Source organism: Photobacterium sp. Alg240-V54 (assembly GCF_900537155.1).
Lineage (GTDB): Bacteria > Pseudomonadota > Gammaproteobacteria > Enterobacterales > Vibrionaceae > Photobacterium.
The window spans coordinates 57,792-78,543 of record NZ_UNRL01000001.1; the positions used below are offsets into that span (position 1 = coordinate 57,792).

At 36.0% G+C, this 20,752-nt stretch carries 18 protein-coding genes; 6 read left to right on the top strand and 12 right to left on the bottom strand.

The window, feature by feature from the left end:
• The first annotated feature begins 29 nt into the window (after positions 1–29).
• Positions 30–1,163 (top strand): transporter substrate-binding domain-containing protein, encoded by a 1,134-nt coding sequence (locus G6R09_RS00325; RefSeq protein ID WP_163919969.1) that lies wholly within the window; start codon positions 30–32, stop codon positions 1,161–1,163.
• 43 nt (positions 1,164–1,206) lie between these two features.
• Here the strand turns inward: G6R09_RS00325 and viaA are convergent, their stop codons facing one another.
• Together viaA and G6R09_RS00335 are read right to left on the bottom strand one after the other, a co-directional pair.
• Complete coding sequence (gene viaA, locus G6R09_RS00330) at positions 1,207–2,664, bottom strand: ATPase RavA stimulator ViaA (protein WP_065167531.1); 1,458 nt, start codon at positions 2,662–2,664, stop codon at positions 1,207–1,209.
• Between the two features lie 58 nt (positions 2,665–2,722).
• Entirely contained in the window at positions 2,723–4,378 is a 1,656-nt protein-coding gene (locus tag G6R09_RS00335) for an ATPase RavA domain-containing protein (protein WP_163919971.1), read from the bottom strand.
• Between the two features lie 399 nt (positions 4,379–4,777).
• Here G6R09_RS00335 and G6R09_RS00340 point away from each other — a divergent pair, with 399 nt between their 5' ends.
• Positions 4,778–5,599, top strand: coding sequence for a phosphate ABC transporter substrate-binding protein (locus G6R09_RS00340; RefSeq protein WP_065176450.1), 822 nt, complete (start codon positions 4,778–4,780; stop codon positions 5,597–5,599).
• Between the two features lie 117 nt (positions 5,600–5,716).
• On the opposite strand, the gene G6R09_RS00345 is transcribed toward G6R09_RS00340, so the two are convergent.
• The 3 genes from G6R09_RS00345 to G6R09_RS00355 are packed head-to-tail and all read right to left on the bottom strand — an operon-like array spanning position 5,717 to position 8,025.
• Positions 5,717–6,574 (bottom strand): sulfurtransferase, encoded by an 858-nt coding sequence (locus G6R09_RS00345; protein ID WP_065176451.1) that lies wholly within the window; start codon positions 6,572–6,574, stop codon positions 5,717–5,719.
• 16 nt (positions 6,575–6,590) lie between these two features.
• Complete coding sequence (locus tag G6R09_RS00350) at positions 6,591–7,145, bottom strand: nucleotidyltransferase family protein (protein ID WP_065167535.1); 555 nt, start codon at positions 7,143–7,145, stop codon at positions 6,591–6,593.
• 31 nt (positions 7,146–7,176) lie between these two features.
• Positions 7,177–8,025, bottom strand: a complete 849-nt coding sequence (locus tag G6R09_RS00355) for a DUF5718 family protein (RefSeq protein ID WP_373423693.1) — start codon at positions 8,023–8,025, stop codon at positions 7,177–7,179.
• 182 nt (positions 8,026–8,207) lie between these two features.
• Here G6R09_RS00355 and G6R09_RS00360 point away from each other — a divergent pair, with 182 nt between their 5' ends.
• Both G6R09_RS00360 and G6R09_RS00365 read left to right on the top strand, forming a co-directional pair.
• The gene (locus tag G6R09_RS00360; RefSeq protein WP_163919973.1) at positions 8,208–9,332 is read left to right on the top strand and encodes a serine protease; all 1,125 of its coding nucleotides are present in this window, start codon (positions 8,208–8,210) and stop codon (positions 9,330–9,332) included.
• 102 nt (positions 9,333–9,434) lie between these two features.
• The gene (locus G6R09_RS00365; protein ID WP_163919975.1) at positions 9,435–10,376 is read left to right on the top strand and encodes a bifunctional precorrin-2 dehydrogenase/sirohydrochlorin ferrochelatase; all 942 of its coding nucleotides are present in this window, start codon (positions 9,435–9,437) and stop codon (positions 10,374–10,376) included.
• Positions 10,377–10,464: 88 nt separating this feature from the next.
• On the opposite strand, the gene G6R09_RS00370 is transcribed toward G6R09_RS00365, so the two are convergent.
• Positions 10,465–10,926 (bottom strand): DUF1097 domain-containing protein, encoded by a 462-nt coding sequence (locus G6R09_RS00370; protein WP_060997916.1) that lies wholly within the window; start codon positions 10,924–10,926, stop codon positions 10,465–10,467.
• 239 nt (positions 10,927–11,165) lie between these two features.
• Here G6R09_RS00370 and nagZ point away from each other — a divergent pair, with 239 nt between their 5' ends.
• The gene (gene nagZ / locus G6R09_RS00375) at positions 11,166–12,170 is read left to right on the top strand and encodes a beta-N-acetylhexosaminidase (protein WP_065167539.1); all 1,005 of its coding nucleotides are present in this window, start codon (positions 11,166–11,168) and stop codon (positions 12,168–12,170) included.
• Between the two features lie 59 nt (positions 12,171–12,229).
• On the opposite strand, the gene G6R09_RS00380 is transcribed toward nagZ, so the two are convergent.
• The 5 genes from G6R09_RS00380 to G6R09_RS00400 all read right to left on the bottom strand — a co-directional run bounded on the left by G6R09_RS00380 (position 12,230) and on the right by G6R09_RS00400 (position 17,838).
• Positions 12,230–13,789, bottom strand: a complete 1,560-nt coding sequence (locus tag G6R09_RS00380) for an EAL domain-containing protein (protein ID WP_240345672.1) — start codon at positions 13,787–13,789, stop codon at positions 12,230–12,232.
• Between the two features lie 559 nt (positions 13,790–14,348).
• The gene (locus G6R09_RS00385; protein ID WP_065167541.1) at positions 14,349–15,263 is read right to left on the bottom strand and encodes a cation diffusion facilitator family transporter; all 915 of its coding nucleotides are present in this window, start codon (positions 15,261–15,263) and stop codon (positions 14,349–14,351) included.
• Between the two features lie 233 nt (positions 15,264–15,496).
• Entirely contained in the window at positions 15,497–15,979 is a 483-nt protein-coding gene (locus tag G6R09_RS00390; RefSeq protein WP_065167542.1) for a hypothetical protein, read from the bottom strand.
• A 161-nt stretch (positions 15,980–16,140) separates the two neighbouring features.
• The gene (locus tag G6R09_RS00395) at positions 16,141–16,827 is read right to left on the bottom strand and encodes a VC0807 family protein (protein WP_065167543.1); all 687 of its coding nucleotides are present in this window, start codon (positions 16,825–16,827) and stop codon (positions 16,141–16,143) included.
• Between the two features lie 246 nt (positions 16,828–17,073).
• Positions 17,074–17,838, bottom strand: a complete 765-nt coding sequence (locus G6R09_RS00400) for a hypothetical protein (RefSeq protein WP_065167544.1) — start codon at positions 17,836–17,838, stop codon at positions 17,074–17,076.
• A gap of 558 nt (positions 17,839–18,396) precedes the next feature.
• On the opposite strand from G6R09_RS00400, the gene nagA reads away from it, so the two are divergent.
• Positions 18,397–19,530: an N-acetylglucosamine-6-phosphate deacetylase gene (nagA, locus tag G6R09_RS00405; protein ID WP_163919977.1), complete on the top strand. Its 1,134-nt coding sequence runs from the start codon at positions 18,397–18,399 to the stop codon at positions 19,528–19,530.
• Positions 19,531–19,641: 111 nt separating this feature from the next.
• Here nagA and G6R09_RS00410 read toward each other — a convergent pair whose 3' ends face one another.
• Positions 19,642–20,061, bottom strand: coding sequence for an NADH:ubiquinone oxidoreductase (locus G6R09_RS00410; protein ID WP_065167546.1), 420 nt, complete (start codon positions 20,059–20,061; stop codon positions 19,642–19,644).
• Positions 20,062–20,752: the final 691 nt, after the last annotated feature.

Here is a 20,752-nt window from a genome sequence, read left to right on the forward strand (position 1 = left end):
TATTAATCTATCTTATTTGGAGTGATATTATGCCAATTAACTCCCTATTGTCTGCGCCTTATCTAGCACGTTATTGTTGGTTATTATCTATTATCGCTATGTGGGTATTGATCGCATCTTATTCTGCTAATACTCATGCTGAGGCTAACATCAACAATAAAACACTCCGCGTCGGCACCTATTCTTGCCCTCCTTTTGTGATGATTGATAATGAAAATAACTATCAAGGCTTAAGCTTTTTACTGTGGAATAATATTGCGACCAATCTTAACCTTAATTATTCAGTGCAAGTTCTGCCACTCAAAGAGCTACTGGGTGGTGTTGCTAATGGCAGCCTTGATATTGGCTTATCGTGTATATCTATCACCCCTGAACGCGAAGAAATATTAGATTTTTCACATTCTTTTTACGAGACCAATCTAGCCATCGCAGTTAAACAAAAAAGCCATTGGCAGACGTTTAGCAGTATTATTTTCAATAAAAAACTGTTACAGATTCTAGCCATTATATTGATAACCGCAGCGACGGTTGGTGGTATTTATTATCTACTTGAGCACCGTGTTAACCGTAAACTTTATTCAATGAAATCACCGCTAGCTCGGTTAGTTGAAGGATTTATCTTAGGGCTATTATTTATCACCAAAGGCCCGTTTAATTATTATGAATTTAAAACATTAACTGGGCGAGTGCTCACCGTGTTATTAGCCGTAGTTACAACCTTATTTATAGCCAGTATCACTGCGGTTCTAGCAAGTTCATTTACTTTAGGTCTGATTAATAGTGATATAAAAAGCCCCAATGATTTAGATAATGTGCTCACTGGTGCCAAGCAATCATCGACAGCCTCAAATTTTTTAACGAACCACAGCATTAGTCATAAAACTTACCCGACCGTTGCCGCAATGCTGGTGGCTTTGAATAACGGCGAAATCAATGCACTTGTCGATGATGATGCTATTTTAAGGTATCAAATAAAAAAGGCGAAAAGCCAAGGTGATTACCAACGATTACAAGTGCTTCCATATCAATTTGAAAAACAAAATTATGGTATCGTACTGGCAGAAAATAGCCCTTATGATGAAATCATTAATCGTGAATTATTACAGTTTCGTAAAAGTAACCAATGGAAAAAGGCACTGACAGAGTATTTCAAAATAAAATAAAGGAGCCTCAAACGTGCTCCTTAAATTACAGCGTAAATAGTCGTTAACGCAATTTAAACAGCCGTCCAAGCTGACTTAACGTTGACGGATGATAAGACCAACAATGATCAAATAATTCCAGTAATTCTGGATTACCATATTTCGATAAATTGACAGCATGAAAACGGTTCTTTTGCTGTTTTAGCTTTTGTACTCGTGACTGCATCGCTTCTGGCTGACTTGGCGCAATAAAATCTGATAGCACCACCAAATCAGCATTTTTGTATTTCCCTTCAGCCATAAGATCGATTGATTGATCCAATACTGGCCCTAAATCCGTTCCACCATGAAATGAGTATGACAAAAAGTTAACCACTTCATGTAATCCATCTTGTTTGGTTAATTCATAAGTGATTTGTTGGGTTGAGAACATGATCACAAAACAATCGCGCTCTTCAACGAGCGCTATTTGCATTAACCCATATGCAAGTGCTTTGGCACAATTTTCAGGAAAACCAGACATTGAGCCAGACGCATCAATACAAACAATAAATGGTCCTTTTGGCTGATCAACCTGTTTAGTTTGACGCTGAAAAGCCTTTACCTTACGTAGTTTTCGCTGTGTGCCTTGCATGCGATAATTCATTAACCGCTTATCGGCTAAGTGTTTATAAAAGATCACTTCAAGTTCAGGGTAAGCTAAAAACATCGCCTCATTAGGTAATAACTTCGTCAAATCATCACTTTCATGGATACCAACAATATCATCGGTGACATTGTCACTAATTTCTTCCACCAGCTTCATTTGCTCTGCTTTTACACGCTCTTTATTAGGATCGTCAACGTCATTTGCCATTCGACCTAATTTTTCAGCGATATCTTGCAGACCATTATTCTTTTTTAAGAACGCTGCAATTTTTTTCATGACATCAACATCTGTTTTAGTCAATTTCGCTTGTGCCATATCCCATAAACGCCCCGCTTTACTGGCATCACCAGCATCCGTCACTGTCGCCATTTTTTTCATGGTTTCAATGCGCTGATAGAGATCTTGCAGCAATTTGTCTTTTTGCTCTTCTACTTCAGACTCTTGAGCTTCACGCAAAGCATGGGCAAGGTAGTCATACCATTTATCACAGAAGAAGCGTTGAAACATAGGATTATGCTGATTTTGTTCTTTTGCAAATAAGCTTTTAGCTTTGAAATAAAATGCCGATTGCCCTTCTAATCGCTTAACGATCTGCTCAGAATGAGCAATAAAGTATTCTTGATTCCAAGTGCAAACCTGTTGGTAAAAATTGATCTCATCACTGAATTGTTCAACAACCGTCCCTTTAGCAGTCTTCTTTAGCATTTGACCACGCCATTTCATGATTTGATTCTTCATGGCGGTTTTCACTCCAGGACTCGCTTCAGCTGCCATTAACAATTGTGGCCGTACCATAACTTCATGTACAGCCGAATCAATAACACCCGACTCTGCAAGCATCAAAGCAAAATTTAACCCTTCAGATACTGGCATAGGCATCTATCCTTACTGTCTTTTTCATTATCTATAGCAATGTTGCTTGCTATCTCAATCACTGTTGCGAGAAATATTCATCCATGTGAGTAATTCTAAAAGCACTTTTTTCAGCAACGAGTTTGACTTCTGCGACCTCTTCAACACAATCACTCAGACTTTGCTCGATCATTGCAGGAAAATCACCACTAATAAAATTATGTGGTAATGCACCATGAAACGAAGTTCGCGCTTTAATTATATTATGTTCAGACTCAGTAATTTTCGCCATTGCCTGATCAACATCTTGTTGCCACTGTTGCTGTTGTGAGGCCTTTAAGCCTTTATTACCAGTCACACCGACTAACACTGGTCGATTGGCAATATCTTTGATCACTAATCGATTTTCAGCATCTATTTCAAACTGTAGTCGACATAGATGCGTATTTTTATTTACGAAGCCATAAATATCGCATTTTCCAGTACGAATTTTTTTATCAAACTCATCTCCATCAATATAAACCCAACGACTATCACCGAGTTCTTGTTCTGACACCGAAGTATTTTGCTGCAACATCACGAGTTTGATCATGCGTGGATTATTATTAATATTAAACCGCGTTGCTGTGGCAAAATTATATTTAAACCACTCTTTACGCATCGTACTTTCGCGTGTGAAGGTTAAAGCAAGCTGAGTGCATATATCTTGATTAATGGCCTCAATCAGTACCAAGGTTTGTTTGGCATCGGCGACGGCATCTTCCTGATTAAACGCATATTTGGTGGCAAATTCTTGCATGATACTGACGATGACATTACGTGATTCTGGGCTGTGCCATAGGCAATCTTGCAGCAATAGTAAATCAAGAGGATTGATTTGATCTCGACCATTAAAAAATGCACTTGCTTTCAATAACCGCACTGATTTTTTCCAACGGCGATCCGAGATATACAGCTCGCTCTCTGCTGCACGTTCGGTGATTTCACCTGAACGTGCTTCTATCATTGACTTTAACTGATAAATTTTTTCAAAAAGTGTGTCAGTTAGAGTGACATCTTCAATATGTTGTTGCCAGTTTTGATACTCATCATCTTTGATGGTTAGTGCCGGATCTATTGAGGTTAGCCCGCTGCCATCACCCATTAGCATTGACTTAAAGTTGCTTTTTTCTTGAATCCGATTAACAAATACTCGAACTAACATTCGATCATACAATGCATCTAAACCGCTATCAGCATCTGGTAATTCATTAGATGCAGTAATCAATAGCCGCATCGGTATTGGCAAAATATCCTGACCATTTTTAAATGTACGTTCATTAACAACAGTTAATAGTGTATTAAGTATAGCTGGACCTGCTTTCCAAATTTCATCAAGAAAAACTACCTGAGCGGTTGGTAAGTAGCCATCAATTAAACGAACATATTTACCGTTGTCTTTTAGCTCTTGAATAGACAATGGACCAAATACTTCTTCAGGAGTAGAAAAACGGGTCATTAAATAATCAAAGAATTTACTATCATCAAAAGCTTGGATTAATCGCTTCGCAATTAAGCTTTTAGCAATACCTGGAGGCCCTAATAAAAATACACTTTCCCCTGCTAATGCGGCTAAGAGGCATAATTTGATCGTTTCTTCACGTTCATAAACGCCATTAGAAAGCCCACTAATCAGCTTTTGAATACGTTCTGATAAAATAGCTTTATTCGGTGCTGCTGTTGCGACTGTAAGCATATATCCAACCTTGAATTCTTTTCCTACCCTATATTGGTGTCTCGCATACTACTTGTAATACGTAAAGCCACACCAATACGTTACTGCTTTGTTACAGTTATAGCATGATTTTATATCTGATACATCTTATACACTTATTTAATAATAAGGATTAATTGAAGGTTGATAAATAAAATAGTAACAGCTCTACAAATATAGCTGACAGAAATGCAGTGAAAGCGAATAATATAATAAATCAAATAGTTGTAATTCAATCTAAGGTTATATAGCTCTTTTAAGACTCGGTTTTGCATAGATTAGCGCGTTATTAAGTTCATAAAATCGTGGTTTAAGTTTCACATTAACGTCATATAAGCGTAATAACATATTTGCTTATCATTAAATTAATGGAGTAAATAAATGTTAACTAAGGCAACTACTTTATGTGTGCTCTGCACAACACTCGCATTTAGCGTTCAAGCTAACGATACCGTCACTGTTGCCGGCTCAACCTCTGTTAGTCATGTTATGGATATTCTTGCTGAACACTATTCGGTCAAACATCCTGACACTAAAATCAATGTGCAAGGGATCAGCTCATCGGCAGGGATTGTTGCCCTGCAAACAGGTACTGCTGACATTGGTATGAGTTCACGTATTATAAATTCAACGGAGCTTGATAATAATTATACAATCACTCCTATCGCTCATGACGGTATTGCGCTGGTGGTAAACCCAAACAATCCTGTAAATAATATTACTCGTCTAGAAGTGGATAATATTTATCATGGGGTCACTAAAAACTGGCAACAGGTGGGAGGAAAGAATAATAAAATAGCCGTTGTTAGCCGTGAAAATGCATCAGGTTCACGTTTCTCATTTGAACACTTTATGAAACTGACCAAAGATATAGACGGTTTTACGGTATCAGACATTAACCCTGAAGTTTTAGTCGTAAGCACTAATGGCATGGTAAAAAGTTTAATTGCTCGCAATCAGCAAGCCATTGGCTATTTATCTTTTGGCTCTGTTGATAGTTCAATAAAACCGTTATCTTATAATGGTGTATCTCCAAGTATTAAAAATATTCGTTCTGGTGAGTATAAAATGGCACGTCCATTTTTGATTATGTATAAGAAGCAAGGTTTATCAGCTAACGCTAAACAATTTATCCAATTTTTAAACTCTGATGACGCCAAGAAAATCATTAACGATAATGGCTATATTGCCGAACAATCTTAATCACGGTGTATCTGCAGCGTGACAGCCACTCGTGATAAGTAGTACGTTTTAACAGCAAAAGTAAAAAGGCTTTTAGTTAGTAAATCTCACTAAAAGCCTAAGTTGTTTAATTATTGATTATTTAACTACCGGATAGTTATCGTTGGCGCCCCATTCTGTCCATGAGCCATCGTAAACAGTGACGTTGTCACGCCCAGCTTGCTGTGCTGCGAGTGCTAAAATACAAGCCGTTACACCAGAACCACAACTAAAGATCAACCGTTGCTGATTATTACTTAACGCATCAAACTGTTGTTTTAATTGCTCTGTCGCGAGAAAATGACCATTGACCAATAAATTACCAAACGGTAAATTTTTAGCGTTAGGCATATGACCACTACGTATTCCTGCCCGCGGCTCTTTTACTGTAGCGAAAAAGCGAGCACTTGGACGTGCATCGATAATTTGAACCTGTTTATCATCCAGTTTTTGACACAATGTATCAGCATCAATCACCCAATTAGGCCGAAATTTAGCACAAAAATCACCGTTTTCAATTGCAACTGGCTCACCCATTTGAGTTGCATAACCTGCTGCTAACCATGCTGGTAATCCACCATCAAGTACTGAAACGTTATCATGCCCCATTGCTTTAAACATCCACCATCCACGCGGCGCTGAAAACATGCCTTGGCTATCATAAATTACAACATGGCTAGTATTATTGACGCCTAATGTTGCAACTTCAGCCGTGAATAAATCCGCTGGTGGCAACATATGCGGTAAATCAGTGTTTGGCGCCGCTATTTGGTGATTAAAATCAAAAAATTGTGCCGTTGGAATACGAACATCAATAAACTCTTGCTTAGGATCACGAGGAACATCAGGCATAAAAGCACTGGCATCCAACACCACAATTGATGCAGCTAAAACAGCATCAGATAATTGTTGATTGAGCCATGCAGCAGAAACGATATTATTAGCAGGCGATATCATGAAACAGTCCTTAGGATTAATCCGCAGTCATAATCATTAAATTAGGCCACAATACCTGCCAATTTTTGTCTTGAATACGCTGTTGATAAACGGCAGGTCTTGGGTAATGTGGATTGATGCTAACATGTAATGACCAGTTATGCTCTAACCCATAGGCAGCGGTAAAAACTAAGCTATTATCTGCTGTTAAGCGAACGCCAACACAGGTTGGAATTTCAACCCAGCGTGAAATAGCGTCGGCACTATTTTGATAAGCTTGATGTTGATGCTTAATGTGCATTCGCGCTTGGTTTTTCACTTCCCAATTAAAATGCGGTAATTGCTGTTGTAACAATGCCGCATAATGCGCTTCAGTCGCTAATGAACAATCATCACGATCAAAATAAACCACATCAATATCATTTAAAGGCGTCATCGGTAGATCGTGTAAATGATCCCAGATGGCATTACGAACAAACCCTGCGGCAATAAACCAATCCGGTAAATTAAGCTCACGTACTGCCCGTAAACATGCCATTCTAATTGAATCTCTTTCGATGACAGCTGCGGTATCAGAAACTAATTCAGTCATCGTATTTCAATTCCTTACTGTTAATAACACATTACAATGGATTAACTTGCTGAATTAACACAGACATACTCGCCTCAGTTAAATCATTAGTTGCTGCCATCTGCATAATTTCATCAGCACTATAACGTCGACCATCATAAACAACCACAATGCTAGTATCACCGTTTTGTAAGAAATGAGTTTCACCATATGGCGTATAACGCGTCGCACCAATACTGATAATCGCTTGCGTTGGATACTGGCTTTGGTGTAGAAGTTGAGCAATGTTTTCTGTTGGACCAACATCTTGCTGATGATTCATACGCTCAACAATCCAACCTAATAACGTATTATGAAAATAACTGTAACCGACCACTGCACTATCTTCACCATAACGATGAATGTCTCCATCACGGTAATGAAAACTCGCAATCCGATAATGATCTAAAATACCGCCTTCAGCAAAGTGATCGATAGCAATTAGATTGTCACTGATACCTTTACTGTTGATACCCCAATTTTTCTTTTCGCTGATCTTTTTTGCATGAGGTTTACGAATAGAACAATCGTTATAGGCACCAAAATAACGTGGCACTAACGCAGCGACGGTTTGGTTTATACCGTCAGCATCAAGGTTATATACCACATCACAAATCAGTGCGACTTCAGGCTCAATTTGCAGATTATCGGCATCATTTGGTGGTGTAATAGTGGTTGACGATAACGGGTAAACGGCTAATTGCCCACTTTCAAGATTAGGTAAATAAAAAGGGAAAATAGCTTTGGGTTGAGTAGCTTCTTTCACTTCAACAGTAATAAAATCTGCAGCTTCACCGGCTTGTTCCAAATGACCTGCAAAATTACCTGCAACACCAAAACCAATATATTGATTAAACAAAATTTATCCCTAAATACTCATAAAAAATAGGTCGCTATAATAACCATTAATATGACGACTTTCCGTTATCGAGTTAACAATTATTGGCTGCCATCACATAACATTCTTATTTTTGATTCAAGCCTGATCACAATTTAGTCATACGGTAACTACCCTTAAAATAACAGTAGTAATAAGGGATTATCATGCCGTTACTTTATTTAAAGCGTACAATGCGTCATTTACTATTATTAGTTGTCATTGCTACTGGCTATATTTCACAACATGCTAATGCCGCGCAAGCAATTCCTAAAGCAATTAACAGTAATCCAGCCTCTCTTTACGCGCCATTATTATTGCCTTGGCAAGCTGCATTAACCTCATCAAATACAACCGATGTCTACTGCGGCGCTGTTATCATTAGTGACCACTGGCTAATAACAGCAGCTCACTGTAATAATAATTATATTCATCATGTTATAGCTGGCGTATCATTAATACCTAAATGGGGCTCTCAGCCACTCTCTGAACGCTATAAATTCAATATTACTCATCGAGTTAGCCACCCTAATTATGATGAGACTGTTTTTGCTAATGATATCGCGTTAATTCGAGTTGATCGTTCATTACTCACTGTAGCAAAACCGATACTTATTACCTCACTTTCTGAGCAACAAACAGCCGATAATATTTTTGCTAATCAATGGGTAACACATCAAAACTCACAAGCAAACCTTATTGCTTCAGGTTGGGGAAAAACCAATGTAGCTTCAACATTGAGTTATCCGACACAATTACAGCTGATTACATTAGCTGGTGTGCCAGATGATCATTGTCGCGGCTTACGCACAGATAACGCCCACATCATTTGTGCCGATTCAAACATTGATGGCTTAATTAAAGATGTTTGTAGTGGTGATTCTGGTGGTCCTTTAATTTGGCAAGATCCGCAAAAAAAAGCCGATAATGATTTTGGGCTACGTGTCATTGGTATCACGAGTAATGGCGCACAATGTCAAGATCGTCTAAATGATCCAACTCACCAATACCAACATCTTCCAGGTCAATACACACAATTAGCTCCGCTAAGATCATGGTTAGAGTCTTATATTAAACAATACGATCAGTTAACCGATTTTTCGCTTTCAATACACCATTCCCCCCCTAATTACAATCAAGATCCTTTTATCGTTGCTGACGACTACCCTCATCAAGATTACCAATTAGTAGAAACACACTCATCATCAGCTGGGCGTATTCCTTTAAGTACCTTAACTATACTTATAGTGATAGCTTTATTTCGAAAAAGAATAGATTATGGTAATAAATAACAGTTAACACGCTATTTTTGGATAATAAAAAATACAATATTGCTATCAAGCTTTATTACGTAATAATAGAGAAATATTGAGACTTATAATGGATATTATAAAATGGATTTCTTCCCAGTATTTCTAAAAGTAAATCATAAACACATTATCGTTATTGGTGGTGGTGAAGTTGCCTGTCGAAAAGTAGACTTATTATTAAAAGCACATGCCAATGTTACAGTGGTATCACCGCAACTGCACCCTCACTTACAAACCCTACTTGAGCAACAGTTAATTGCGCACATTAATCAGCCTTATCAAGCTTCGCAATTAGTCGGAGCTGATCAAGTTTGGGCAACAACAGACTCATCGACACTTAATCATCAAATTTATCATGATGCCAATGCCTTAAAAATTTGGACCAATGTGGTTGATGACCCTGATTTTTGTGACTTCATTACACCTTCAATGGTCGATCGTACTCCAATCCAAGTGGCGATATCAAGTGGCGGCGCTTCTCCGGTTTTAGTTCGTTATTTGCGAGAACGCTTAGAAACCTATTTACCGCAAAATCTAAGTTTATTGGCGACCTTCTCAGGTAAACAACGTCAACGCATTAAACAGCACTTCACTACTGTTGATGAAAGACGCAAATTTTGGGAACAATTCTTTCGCTTAACCGCTGTAGAACATGCACGTACCAATGAAGCATTAGAAACCGCTTTTCAGCAATTATTAACCGAAAAAAATAATCACAATAGTGGCAATGTTTATTTAATTGAAACAGGCCATGATCCCGAATTACTGAGCCTTAAAGCCCTACGCTTAATGCAGCAGTCAGAACATGTGCTATACCATGATGATGTCGCAGAGGTGTTTGTAGATTTATGTCGACGAGATGCTGATCGTGAACGCTGTGATTATAACAATGTTCAAACACTGACAGATAAATTAGTGCAGCAAGGTGTTCGCGTATGTATCTTAGCCACCAAGGATAATCATCGCCCAGCAATTAAGCATTATTGCACCCATAATGAAGGTATTTTCGTGCCTATTTTAGGTTAAGTTAACCCCTATTTTAAACAATAGCTTTAAACAAAAACGCAGAACAAAAGTTCTGCGTTTTTATTATCACTATTTACGAAGCACGACGTTATTCATAATGCGGTGACATTTTTGCATGTAACCAGATGCCGGTTGTTTTCATTAAATAGCCAAAGATCACACCAACAATAAGCGACGGAATAACTAATTGCCAATTCCCTGCTGCTGCAAATGTTGCACATGAACCAATAAATGTACCAGGAATAAAGCTCAACCAACGTTTTTTAGCTTGAGCACACATCATAAATGCCACTAAAGCCGTGATAATATAGCCAACAATCTCCAAATTAATGATTGAAGATAATTTAATAATTACCATTGCCCAAAATACACCACTAAGGTTAGTTGCAATACTTAATCCTACCCCTTTGATGCCATCACGTTGTAAAGCAAAATATGTTGTACATCCTAAAAAGCCGCCCCAACTAAGCAAACCAAGAGAAACAGCAACCCAACCCCAAATTCCAGAAAGGATACCTGTTGTTAAGGCGATAGCGATAAGCAAAGACATTATTGATCCCACATCAATTTTTTAACAATGCGTAGTCTATAGGAAGCTTCATCGCACTTAAAACGATTTAGATCACATATAGATAAATAAAGTTACATTCAGTTACTTTTTTTCGAGATAAGTATCACGCGATCATTTACCACTAATGCGGCATAAACAAAATAAAATAAAGATTAGAAATTGCGGTTACTGCAAACTGTGATAATTTATTCGCTCTATTTGTTTGCCGGAGTACCTTCATGGGACCTTTAATGCTTGATGTTTCAAGCTATGAACTTGATGCAGAAGAACGTGAAATTATTCAACACCCAACTGTGGGTGGCATTATTTTCTTTGCCCGTAACTATGATAATCGCGATCAACTTCGAGCACTGATAAAAGATATTCGCCAAACAGCAAAACGCCCACTGATTATTGGCGTCGATCAAGAAGGTGGCCGCGTGCAGCGTTTCAGGGAACAATTTACTTTACTCCCTCCTGCACGTGCATTTGCTGAATCTGACAATGGGTTAGCATTAGCGACCACTGGCGGATGGTTAATGGCCGCTGAATTATTAGCCATGGATATTGATATTAGCTTTGCGCCAGTTTTAGATTTAGGCTTTGATTGTAAAGCAATTGGTGATCGTGCTTTTTCAAATAACCCAGCTGATATTATTCGTTATGCGTCAGCCTTTATTGATGGTATGGCAACAGCTGGCATGGCAGCTACAGGTAAACATTTCCCAGGGCATGGTGGTGTTATTGCCGACTCACACCTCGAAACACCTTACGATTCACGCGACAATATTAAGCAACATGATATGTCTGTGTTTAGTCATTTAATCAGTAACAATAAACTACAAGGGATTATGCCAGCCCATGTCGTGTTTGATGCTTATGATGAACGACCAGCAAGTGGTTCCGAATATTGGCTTAAACAAGTTCTTCGACAAGATCTCGGCTTTAATGGCGTTATTTTTTCTGATGATCTTAATATGAAAGGCGCAGATGTATTAGGCAACTACAGTGAACGTGCTATTGCCGCTCAGCAATCTGGCTGTGATATGGTGATGTTATGTAATAACCGTGAAGGTGCTGTACAAGCTCTTGATGGGTTACCACAAACACAAGTGCCTATTCTTAATAGCTTATTAAAACAACCGACCGCTGAGTTTAGCGCATTAATGCAAACTCGCGAGTGGAAACATGCACAACAAGCTGTTTCAATTTTAGTTGATAAATGGCATAACAAAAATAACTAATTAGTTATGTATTACAACAACACCTTATGTGTTTTTTGCACATAAGGTGTTGTTAAACATTACTTTTGGTCTTCTTTAAAATAACGACTAAACTGCTCAAATTTAAGTGGCTCTGAAAAATAAAAACCTTGCTGTAAATAGACGCCATTTTGTAATAAGTAATCAGATTGTTGTTTTGTTTCAACCCCTTCCGCAATCATCTCCATACCTGCCTTTTTACCAAATGCAATGATTGAATCTAATACAAATAATTTATGATCATGTGTACCAATCATATCAACAAACATCTTATCTATTTTCAAACTTTGTAAATTTAAGTTTTGTATATAACTAAAGCTTCCATAGCCCGTACCAGCATCATCTAATTTAACATTGATACCTTGTGCTTTTAAATAATCAATCACGCTGGCTGCTTTATCTAAATCAGTAAAAGACATTCTTTCTGTAATTTCAAATGCAATTTGTTTCGGTGAAATAGAAGATTTGATAATTAAATCAACAACCTTCCTCATATGCTGTTTGTTTTCTAATTGTTCAGGTACCAAATTAATACTAATAATAGCTGAACTCTTTTGCCAATTTAATGAACTTAATTCTATTAATGTTTTCTCAAGTAAAACATCAGTAATATCTATAATTAAGCCACTTTTTTCCGCATAAGGAATAAAGTTATCAGGTGATATCAACTCTTTTTTATTAAACCACCATCTTACTAATACTTCACAACCATACATTCTATTATTATTCACATTTATAATAGGCTGGTAGTAAGGAATAAACTCTTTACGTGTTATTCCTTTTTCGATTAATGAATGCAATGATAACTTTCTTTTAATATAAAAATTTATTATTAAAAAAACAATAAACCCTAATATTCCACCAATAATAAATAACAATGGTTTTAAATCCATTGAAATAATAGAGAGTAATTTAGGATCAACGTAATTACTTAACACTAAACCATTGCTAAATACATCACTGGTTATTGGTGGTAATTTTAATAAACTCTTTGCATCGTTATGCGAGTATATTTTTTTATCTGTATTTTCAACTGTCGATATAACACTGAAAATACAATTATCACAATATTTATTGCGTATAACATCTGAAATAATTGGTTCAAAACGAATAACGACTTGGCCTCGTTTACCTTTCCATACCAATGAAAGTATAGATTGCTCATTGGTATTATTAAGTGTGGCCCATAATGAAAGATTCTTATCCAGTCTTTTTATAAACACTGACGTTGAATTATATTCAGATTGATGATTTTCAAAGCTTGAGCAGTGCTTATTATCACTCGTTTCAATATCAATCTTTCTAATATAATAGTTATTATACGCTAGTTTTTCTATGTAATTTTGATCACGAATGCCACAGTCAAAATTAATATCTTTGACGATTGGTTTTATAAAAGATGGGTAATCCCCTATCGTCGTGGTGTAATTATCAATTAAATCACTGGATATTGTTTTTAGCGTAGAAGATAGCTGTACTCTCGCAAAATAATGAGAAAATAACGTAAAACACATTGCCATAATAATAACAATTATAATAGCAACCAAGCTCATAGTTGTAGAGTACTTAGCTATTAACTGCGTTTTAAGCCATGCTTTCACTTTATATATTACTCTCATTATATTTATAATATTAATCTTCTATTGACATTTACTTATGATAGATAGAATGTTAACTGAAATATTTAATTTCAACAATAATAATATTCATAAGTTTCAAAGACAAACAGACGGAAATTCATTAATAGATTTAATATAATGATATTTGTACACTAATAATACATAAAAGTACCCTTCGGCACTTTTATTATATTATTCGGTAATAATAACTATAATACTTAATTATATATCTAAGACTATAAACTATCTTTTGAATAATCAACGGACTTCGAGCATTTCTTTTTCTCTTTCAAGATAATATAAAATGCACCAACAATAAACGCTACAGTGAGTAAAATCTCCATAATTAACCTTTATATCTATAATAACAAATTTTAACTGAATAACTTCATATAATCAGTAATTGTAATTTGACTGTATTGCCACCAAATTTGCTATTAATCTACACGATTGTACTAGCAATGCCTAAATTAAGTTATAAAGTTGTGATAATTCGCGGTTAAAATTTAGGATAAACGCAAAAAATTGCACAAAAAATAGACTACAACCACCGTTCTTGTGCTGTAAAGCTCACAGACAACCATGTTTCACCCAGTTCATCAGAGAGTCGATCCCATAGTTGTTGGCGAATATGATCTTGTCGTTTGGTTGGCCATTTGTAATCATCTTTCACCAAAATATTTATCTCTAAATCGTACTGTCGCCCTATTTTCGCAAAATGGTGAGTATAATCATCAAATCCATATTCTTTGGATAATGCTTCAATTACTTGATCAACATGCCGTTGTGCACCATTTTGAGGAGCAACAAGCAGCACCTCTTTAAGATTTCGACGTAAAACCTTAATCGGTAAGATAGAGGCGAATAGAGCTAATGTGGTCACTAAAACAGGATCAATATAAGCATTCCATTTACTGTAGCCTAACCAATCACAAATCATCACTGAAATAAAACCAATTAAAATAGCGGCACTCAAAATACCATCAATTAACCATTCTTGTGAATCGACTCGAACTAACTCTGAGTCAACACTTGATGCAATGTGCTTTTCAATTGCATAAATACTAAAGCAACTTATGGTTGATAATACGGCATAAATAAGTGCATCTTTGAGTATAATATTATGACCGCCATCTATAATGGTGAGAACACCCGTTATAAAAGCAAACACACAAGTAACTAAGATCATAATGCCATTAACAACATTAATTAACGGCTCTAAATGCGCGTAACCAAACTGAAATTGTGCATCATCGGGTTTGCTGACCAAATAAGCGGTATATAAACTTAACCCTGTCATTCCCATACTGAGTAATGAAAACATACCATCAAGTAAAATTGCATTTGATCCAACATAAAACCCGTAACTAATACCGAGTATTGACACAAAAACAGTACCAGCTAATGATAGTTTAAGTGCTGCACGTTCTTTACTAACTTTACGGTAAGCAACCATAATGTCCTCCCAAAAGACAATATCCTTATTATTTTCAAGGTTGTATATTATTGCTACGCCGTAAATATGGTTACATTGACTAACGACGATATAATGACTGTTGTATTAAATATAGTATTTAATACAAATTAAGCCTCATCGTTGATAAGCATTTATAATAAAAGAAAAAAATAGAAACATTAAATCATTATTAATCAGAGTGTTAATTAATAATTCACGCTAAAATAAAGCTGTTATTTTTGTCGAATTAACTCTAAACGCTCAACATCCGTATAAAATGTCACCATTTTTACACGACTAATAGCATATTCAAAACTGCTTCTCTGACACATTATTTGTGATGATGAAGCAATTCGATTCCGAGGCTTTCGCTCAATATGATGATTATATTGCTGTTCTAACGCAGTACAATTCGCATGACGTTGACAAGCGTCATAACGTGCCTCTTTCAACGTCAACCAATAAGCTTCAAATTTATATAGTGCATTATGCAACTCATTCATATTATCTTTGGTTATCTCTCCTTCTAATGCATTAACTTGTTGTAGCTGTATAGCTATAAAGTCATTAAAATAATCATGCGTTTTAGGTGACAAATAATTATCACAATGAACACCACCATTACCGACACTATTATTTTTATTTAGTTCTGCGACATCCGCAGATGAGCATGCCATTGTCAGCAACAATGTGCAGAGTAATGGAAATGGCTTCATATTACTCTCCAATAATAATAAATAATAATATCATTATGGCGCACTCGTTATAGCACTGCTTTAATTCTACAAAATATCTTATAATTAAGATTGTTCGTATATAAAAAAAGCCAATAATGTTTGATAACATCATTGGCTATATTTTGTTTTATAACACTTTTTTATTGTGTTTTAAAAATTTGTACCGTTTCAAGTTTGGTCATTTTACGAATTTGACGCCAAACAAAATAAAATATCCCCATCATCATCAACATCGATGGAATAGCAATAACGGGATAGCTTAATAGTGTCATTCGTCCTAGCTCTTCATTAAATGCTTCAGTTCCTGCAGGACTAGTAACAATAACGGTAGCAAGAATATAATTCATCACTGATGAGAAAGCGAAAGTACTCGCAAATAAATAATTAGATTGAACTAAGCAACGATCAAAAGCTTGCTGCTGGTTAGATTCCATTAATTTTTGTTTAATAAGGCCTAAATTTAAAATACTATCGTTAAAAATCATTTTGGTAACAATAGGATACTTAGTAAACGTTGAACCAAGAACAACAATACCAATAATACCTGGAATCAACGCCTCTTTAACAGCAAGCCATTGGGTATCAAGTTCTAACACACCAATACCACCAGTAAGTAACACGCTCACGATACCAAGTATTGCAATAAAATTGAATTTCTTGTTCTTGAGTAACTCATAGCCACCAAATGCGACAGGAAAAGCTAAAGCAACCAGCAATGCCCCTACCGAACCAAGACGATCATCACCACTCATTTTCATTAAGATGATGGATGGAACAACGACGTTAAAAATAATTTCATTTAACGGATTGGTTTTCTTTTCAGCCATAATTCCTAATAATTTCCTTTATTCATAATTATGTTACTTTGCACTTAACACACTAACAATATCTCTTAATACTCAACAATGCGTCCAAACTTATTGCTCGTATCATAATAATTCTAGTTAAAGCTTAAAAGTCTGCTATTTCTCTACTTTGATTGTTTCGTTTATCAATATAACTGTAAAGAACAATATCGTTACAAACCATTAAAAACATAGCCATCATATTGCTGAAACGATGGCTAACAATGACTAAAAACTACCACTCGCAGTTAAGCTTGCTATAAGTGCTAAAGTACATGCACATGCTAACATCGCTAACACTGGCTTGGTTTTTGTAAGTAATGACATTAACCATAGCCCTGTTGCGCTTAGTAAGCAGCCTATGCTGATCATACGCCAGATAAACGGTAATAGAATATCATGTTGTGTTTGTTCAATAAGCGTTGCCACATCTAGGCTTGCAACAATCAGTACCACAACAGCGATAAAGGAACCAAAGACCGGTAAAGTGATATTTAGAGGATCAACTTTATGCTGCGCTTTGACTAGCATTGCATGTGCTAATAAACTGCCACCAAAACCAACACTAAAGATAATAGTTATTACATTACCAGTATTACCGTTATTAGCACTAAAACTTAATATATTGATAATATAAGCAATACTCCATAGCAGCATCATCACAACGATGCTTTTTCGAGCACTTTCTTTACCGAGGAGACGGTTTTCACATAAACTATAAATTAGTGTTAACGCGACAAACACTAATACAAACACAACCGCACTAGGGTTTGCCACATTAATACTTGATTGCACTATCATTAATGTTGCTTCACGAATTAATAACGAAGCTATTAATAGCCAACTGATTAAAGGTAAAAGCTTCATTACACGATCATGCTGCCCAAAGCATAATTTACCCGACAGTATTACCCCACCAATAATAATGAAAGCACCTATCGCAAATTGTGCCAAAACACCTGATAACACTATTGGCCAATCATTCCACTGCATTTTGACTCCTAATACAGTCTTACTCTAAGCACCATCATTGACAGAACCAATCCAATTCAAAATGCCATAACGTATTTTAATAAAAGGCTATTTTGCCTAATAGTAAGAATGAGTGCAAAAGTCTTGACGTAAAAACACAAATTTAGGCATCAAAAAAAACACTATAGGAATCAATTAAGCCTATAAAGCAAAATATTACAACATATCAGCCTTAAAGGCATATATTGAATCGTTGATTACTAAATCATATCGTTAACAAAAGCGACAATTTGCTTTTGTATAACAAATCGATTAAAAAAGGCGATAATCATACAAATTTTACTAATTAATCAGATAAAAGATTGACGAAGGATGATTGAAACAGGTATCTTATTTTTTATAGTGAAATAAGATTTCATACTCAGTGTTAAATCTTATTTCAAACCAATTATTCGGTACTCTATATATCATTTACACAGTGTCGCTCTCATCTAATGAGGCTCCACTCGACATAGAGTAAAGTCACTACTTTGTCTGCTGATTAATGATCAGACTATAAAAATTCAAGTGAGTAATCATATGTTTGCAATTATTAACACTAACGTATTTGATGGTAACACTATCCAAGAAAACCAAGCCATCTTTATTGAAAATGATATTATTTCACGCATTGTTCCAATGTCTACTGTTTCAGCTGCTGAGTTACCAGCAGAAACATTTGATGCTAAAGGCTTATTAGCATCTGCAGGCTTTATTGATGTGCAACTAAATGGTTGTGGCGGTGTTTTACTTAATACTGCTATTAACAAAGAAACATTAGATATCATGAATCAAGCAAACTTAAAGAGTGGTACAACACAGTTTTTACCTACTTTTATTACTAGTGATGCTGAATCAATGGTTGAAGTGCTTAATATGGTTGATGCTATTGAGGATCCAGCACAACAAGGTGTGCTTGGTTTGCATTTAGAAGGCCCTTTTATCAGCACAGAAAAGAAAGGTGCACACCGCGAAGAGTTTATTCGTGAATTAGACCTAAAAACAGCGCAATATTTAGCTGATAATGCAGATAAAATCTGTGTACTAACTGTAGCACCTGAAAATACAGCACAAGAAGTTATCGATATTGTACGTAATGCTGGTATCACAGTGTCATTAGGCCACACAAATGCAACTTATGACCAAGTTGCAGAGAAAGAAGGCCTAACCATGGCTACTCACCTTTATAATGCCATGACACCACTTGGTTCTCGTGAACCAGGCGTTGTTGGTTACATCTTCGATAAAAAACCACATGCAGGTATCATTGTTGATGGTATCCATGCTTCTTTCCCATCAGTTCGTATCGCTCATGAAGTGTTAGGTGAGCAACTATTTATGGTAACAGATGCTGTAGCGCCAGCAGGTACAGATATGACTGAGTTTGATATGGCCGGTCTACATGCTTATGTAACTGATGGTAAATGTCATTACAAAGATGGCACTATCGCAGGTTCTGCCGTTACCATGATTCAAGGTCTAAATAACTTGATTGATCATGTTGGCCTTAGTCGCGAAGAAGCACTACGTATGGCAACATTATATCCAGCAAAAGCGATTAAAGTTGATAACGAATACGGCCTATTAAAAGCAGGTTATAAAGCAAACATTACTTTGCTTTCTGACGATAATCAGGTAAAGCACGTTTACCAAATGGGTAAAAAAGCATTCTAATTTAGGTTAACATTCTAATATTAAATGCAATAAAAAAGGCTGGCGTTCAAATGAACGGCAGCCTTTTTAACAGTATTTCATTCACGTTTATGTTATCAGAATTAATCTTGCTTAAATCTTTGCAGTCATCGCAGCTGTAACGACAGTTGATGACGGCTGCTTTGATGTAGAAAGTACAATAGTATTGCGTTTTGCTACTACAGACATTTGATATTCACGTAATTTAAAGTAAGCATAACTCACAACGATAGAGAAGAATAAATAAGACAATGAGAATACAAATGGTGAACTGAGTACGCCAGCCTTAACCACCCATACTACTCCCGTCACGGTAATCGCTAATTTCGCCGTCATCGCAACAAGCAGCATCAATAGTGCGAGTTGTGGATAACGCGTTGTACGAAAAGCTAACCAATAAGCTGTTCCTATCGCGACGGCTGCAATACCAAAACCTGCCATAAATGAATGAAAATGCTCACCTGACAGTATACCTGCAACGACGGATAACAACATAATCAACCCAAATATCATCTTTATCCTCTCTTATACTATCTACAAAGTGTCTAAATGTAGTCTCTGAAGGTATTTTGTCATCTAAATGCCACATTGTATATATGGAGTAAAAGATTCCACTTATGAAACGGAATATCTATTAAGAAAATATAACCACCTAATATATTGTTATTAAATAATTATAGTTAACAAATCGAGTGATAAACCAATTAATAACAACAAATCTCATTACTTGTAAAAAACATACTTTATAGCGATTAATCCTGAAAAGTAGCCACAATAAGCGTTTTCTATAACCAACACTCGCTAACTATACCGAGTAGTCACTATTTGATCGGGAATTTAGCTATTATCAAAATTTATTTTTCAAATATAAAAAACCACTATAAGCATTATCTACTTATAGTGGTTTCAGAAACTAATGAATAACGGTGAGCATAAATATACTGATAGCAAGTACTATCGCCCCCACTGCCAACAATAATTCAAAGATATGTTTTGGCATATTACACCACTGATTCAGCTACACTGTAACTTATTGCAGTTAATAAATACCATCTGCTTTTATAATAAGCTTGAGGAATTAAGTCGTTGTTTCTAGGACAATAGTATAACTATCAATACTAAATATTAGCTGAACAACATACTTCTGAGTGTTGAATATGATATAGATATTCACCCAATAGATTGATGGATCTATTGTTAAATA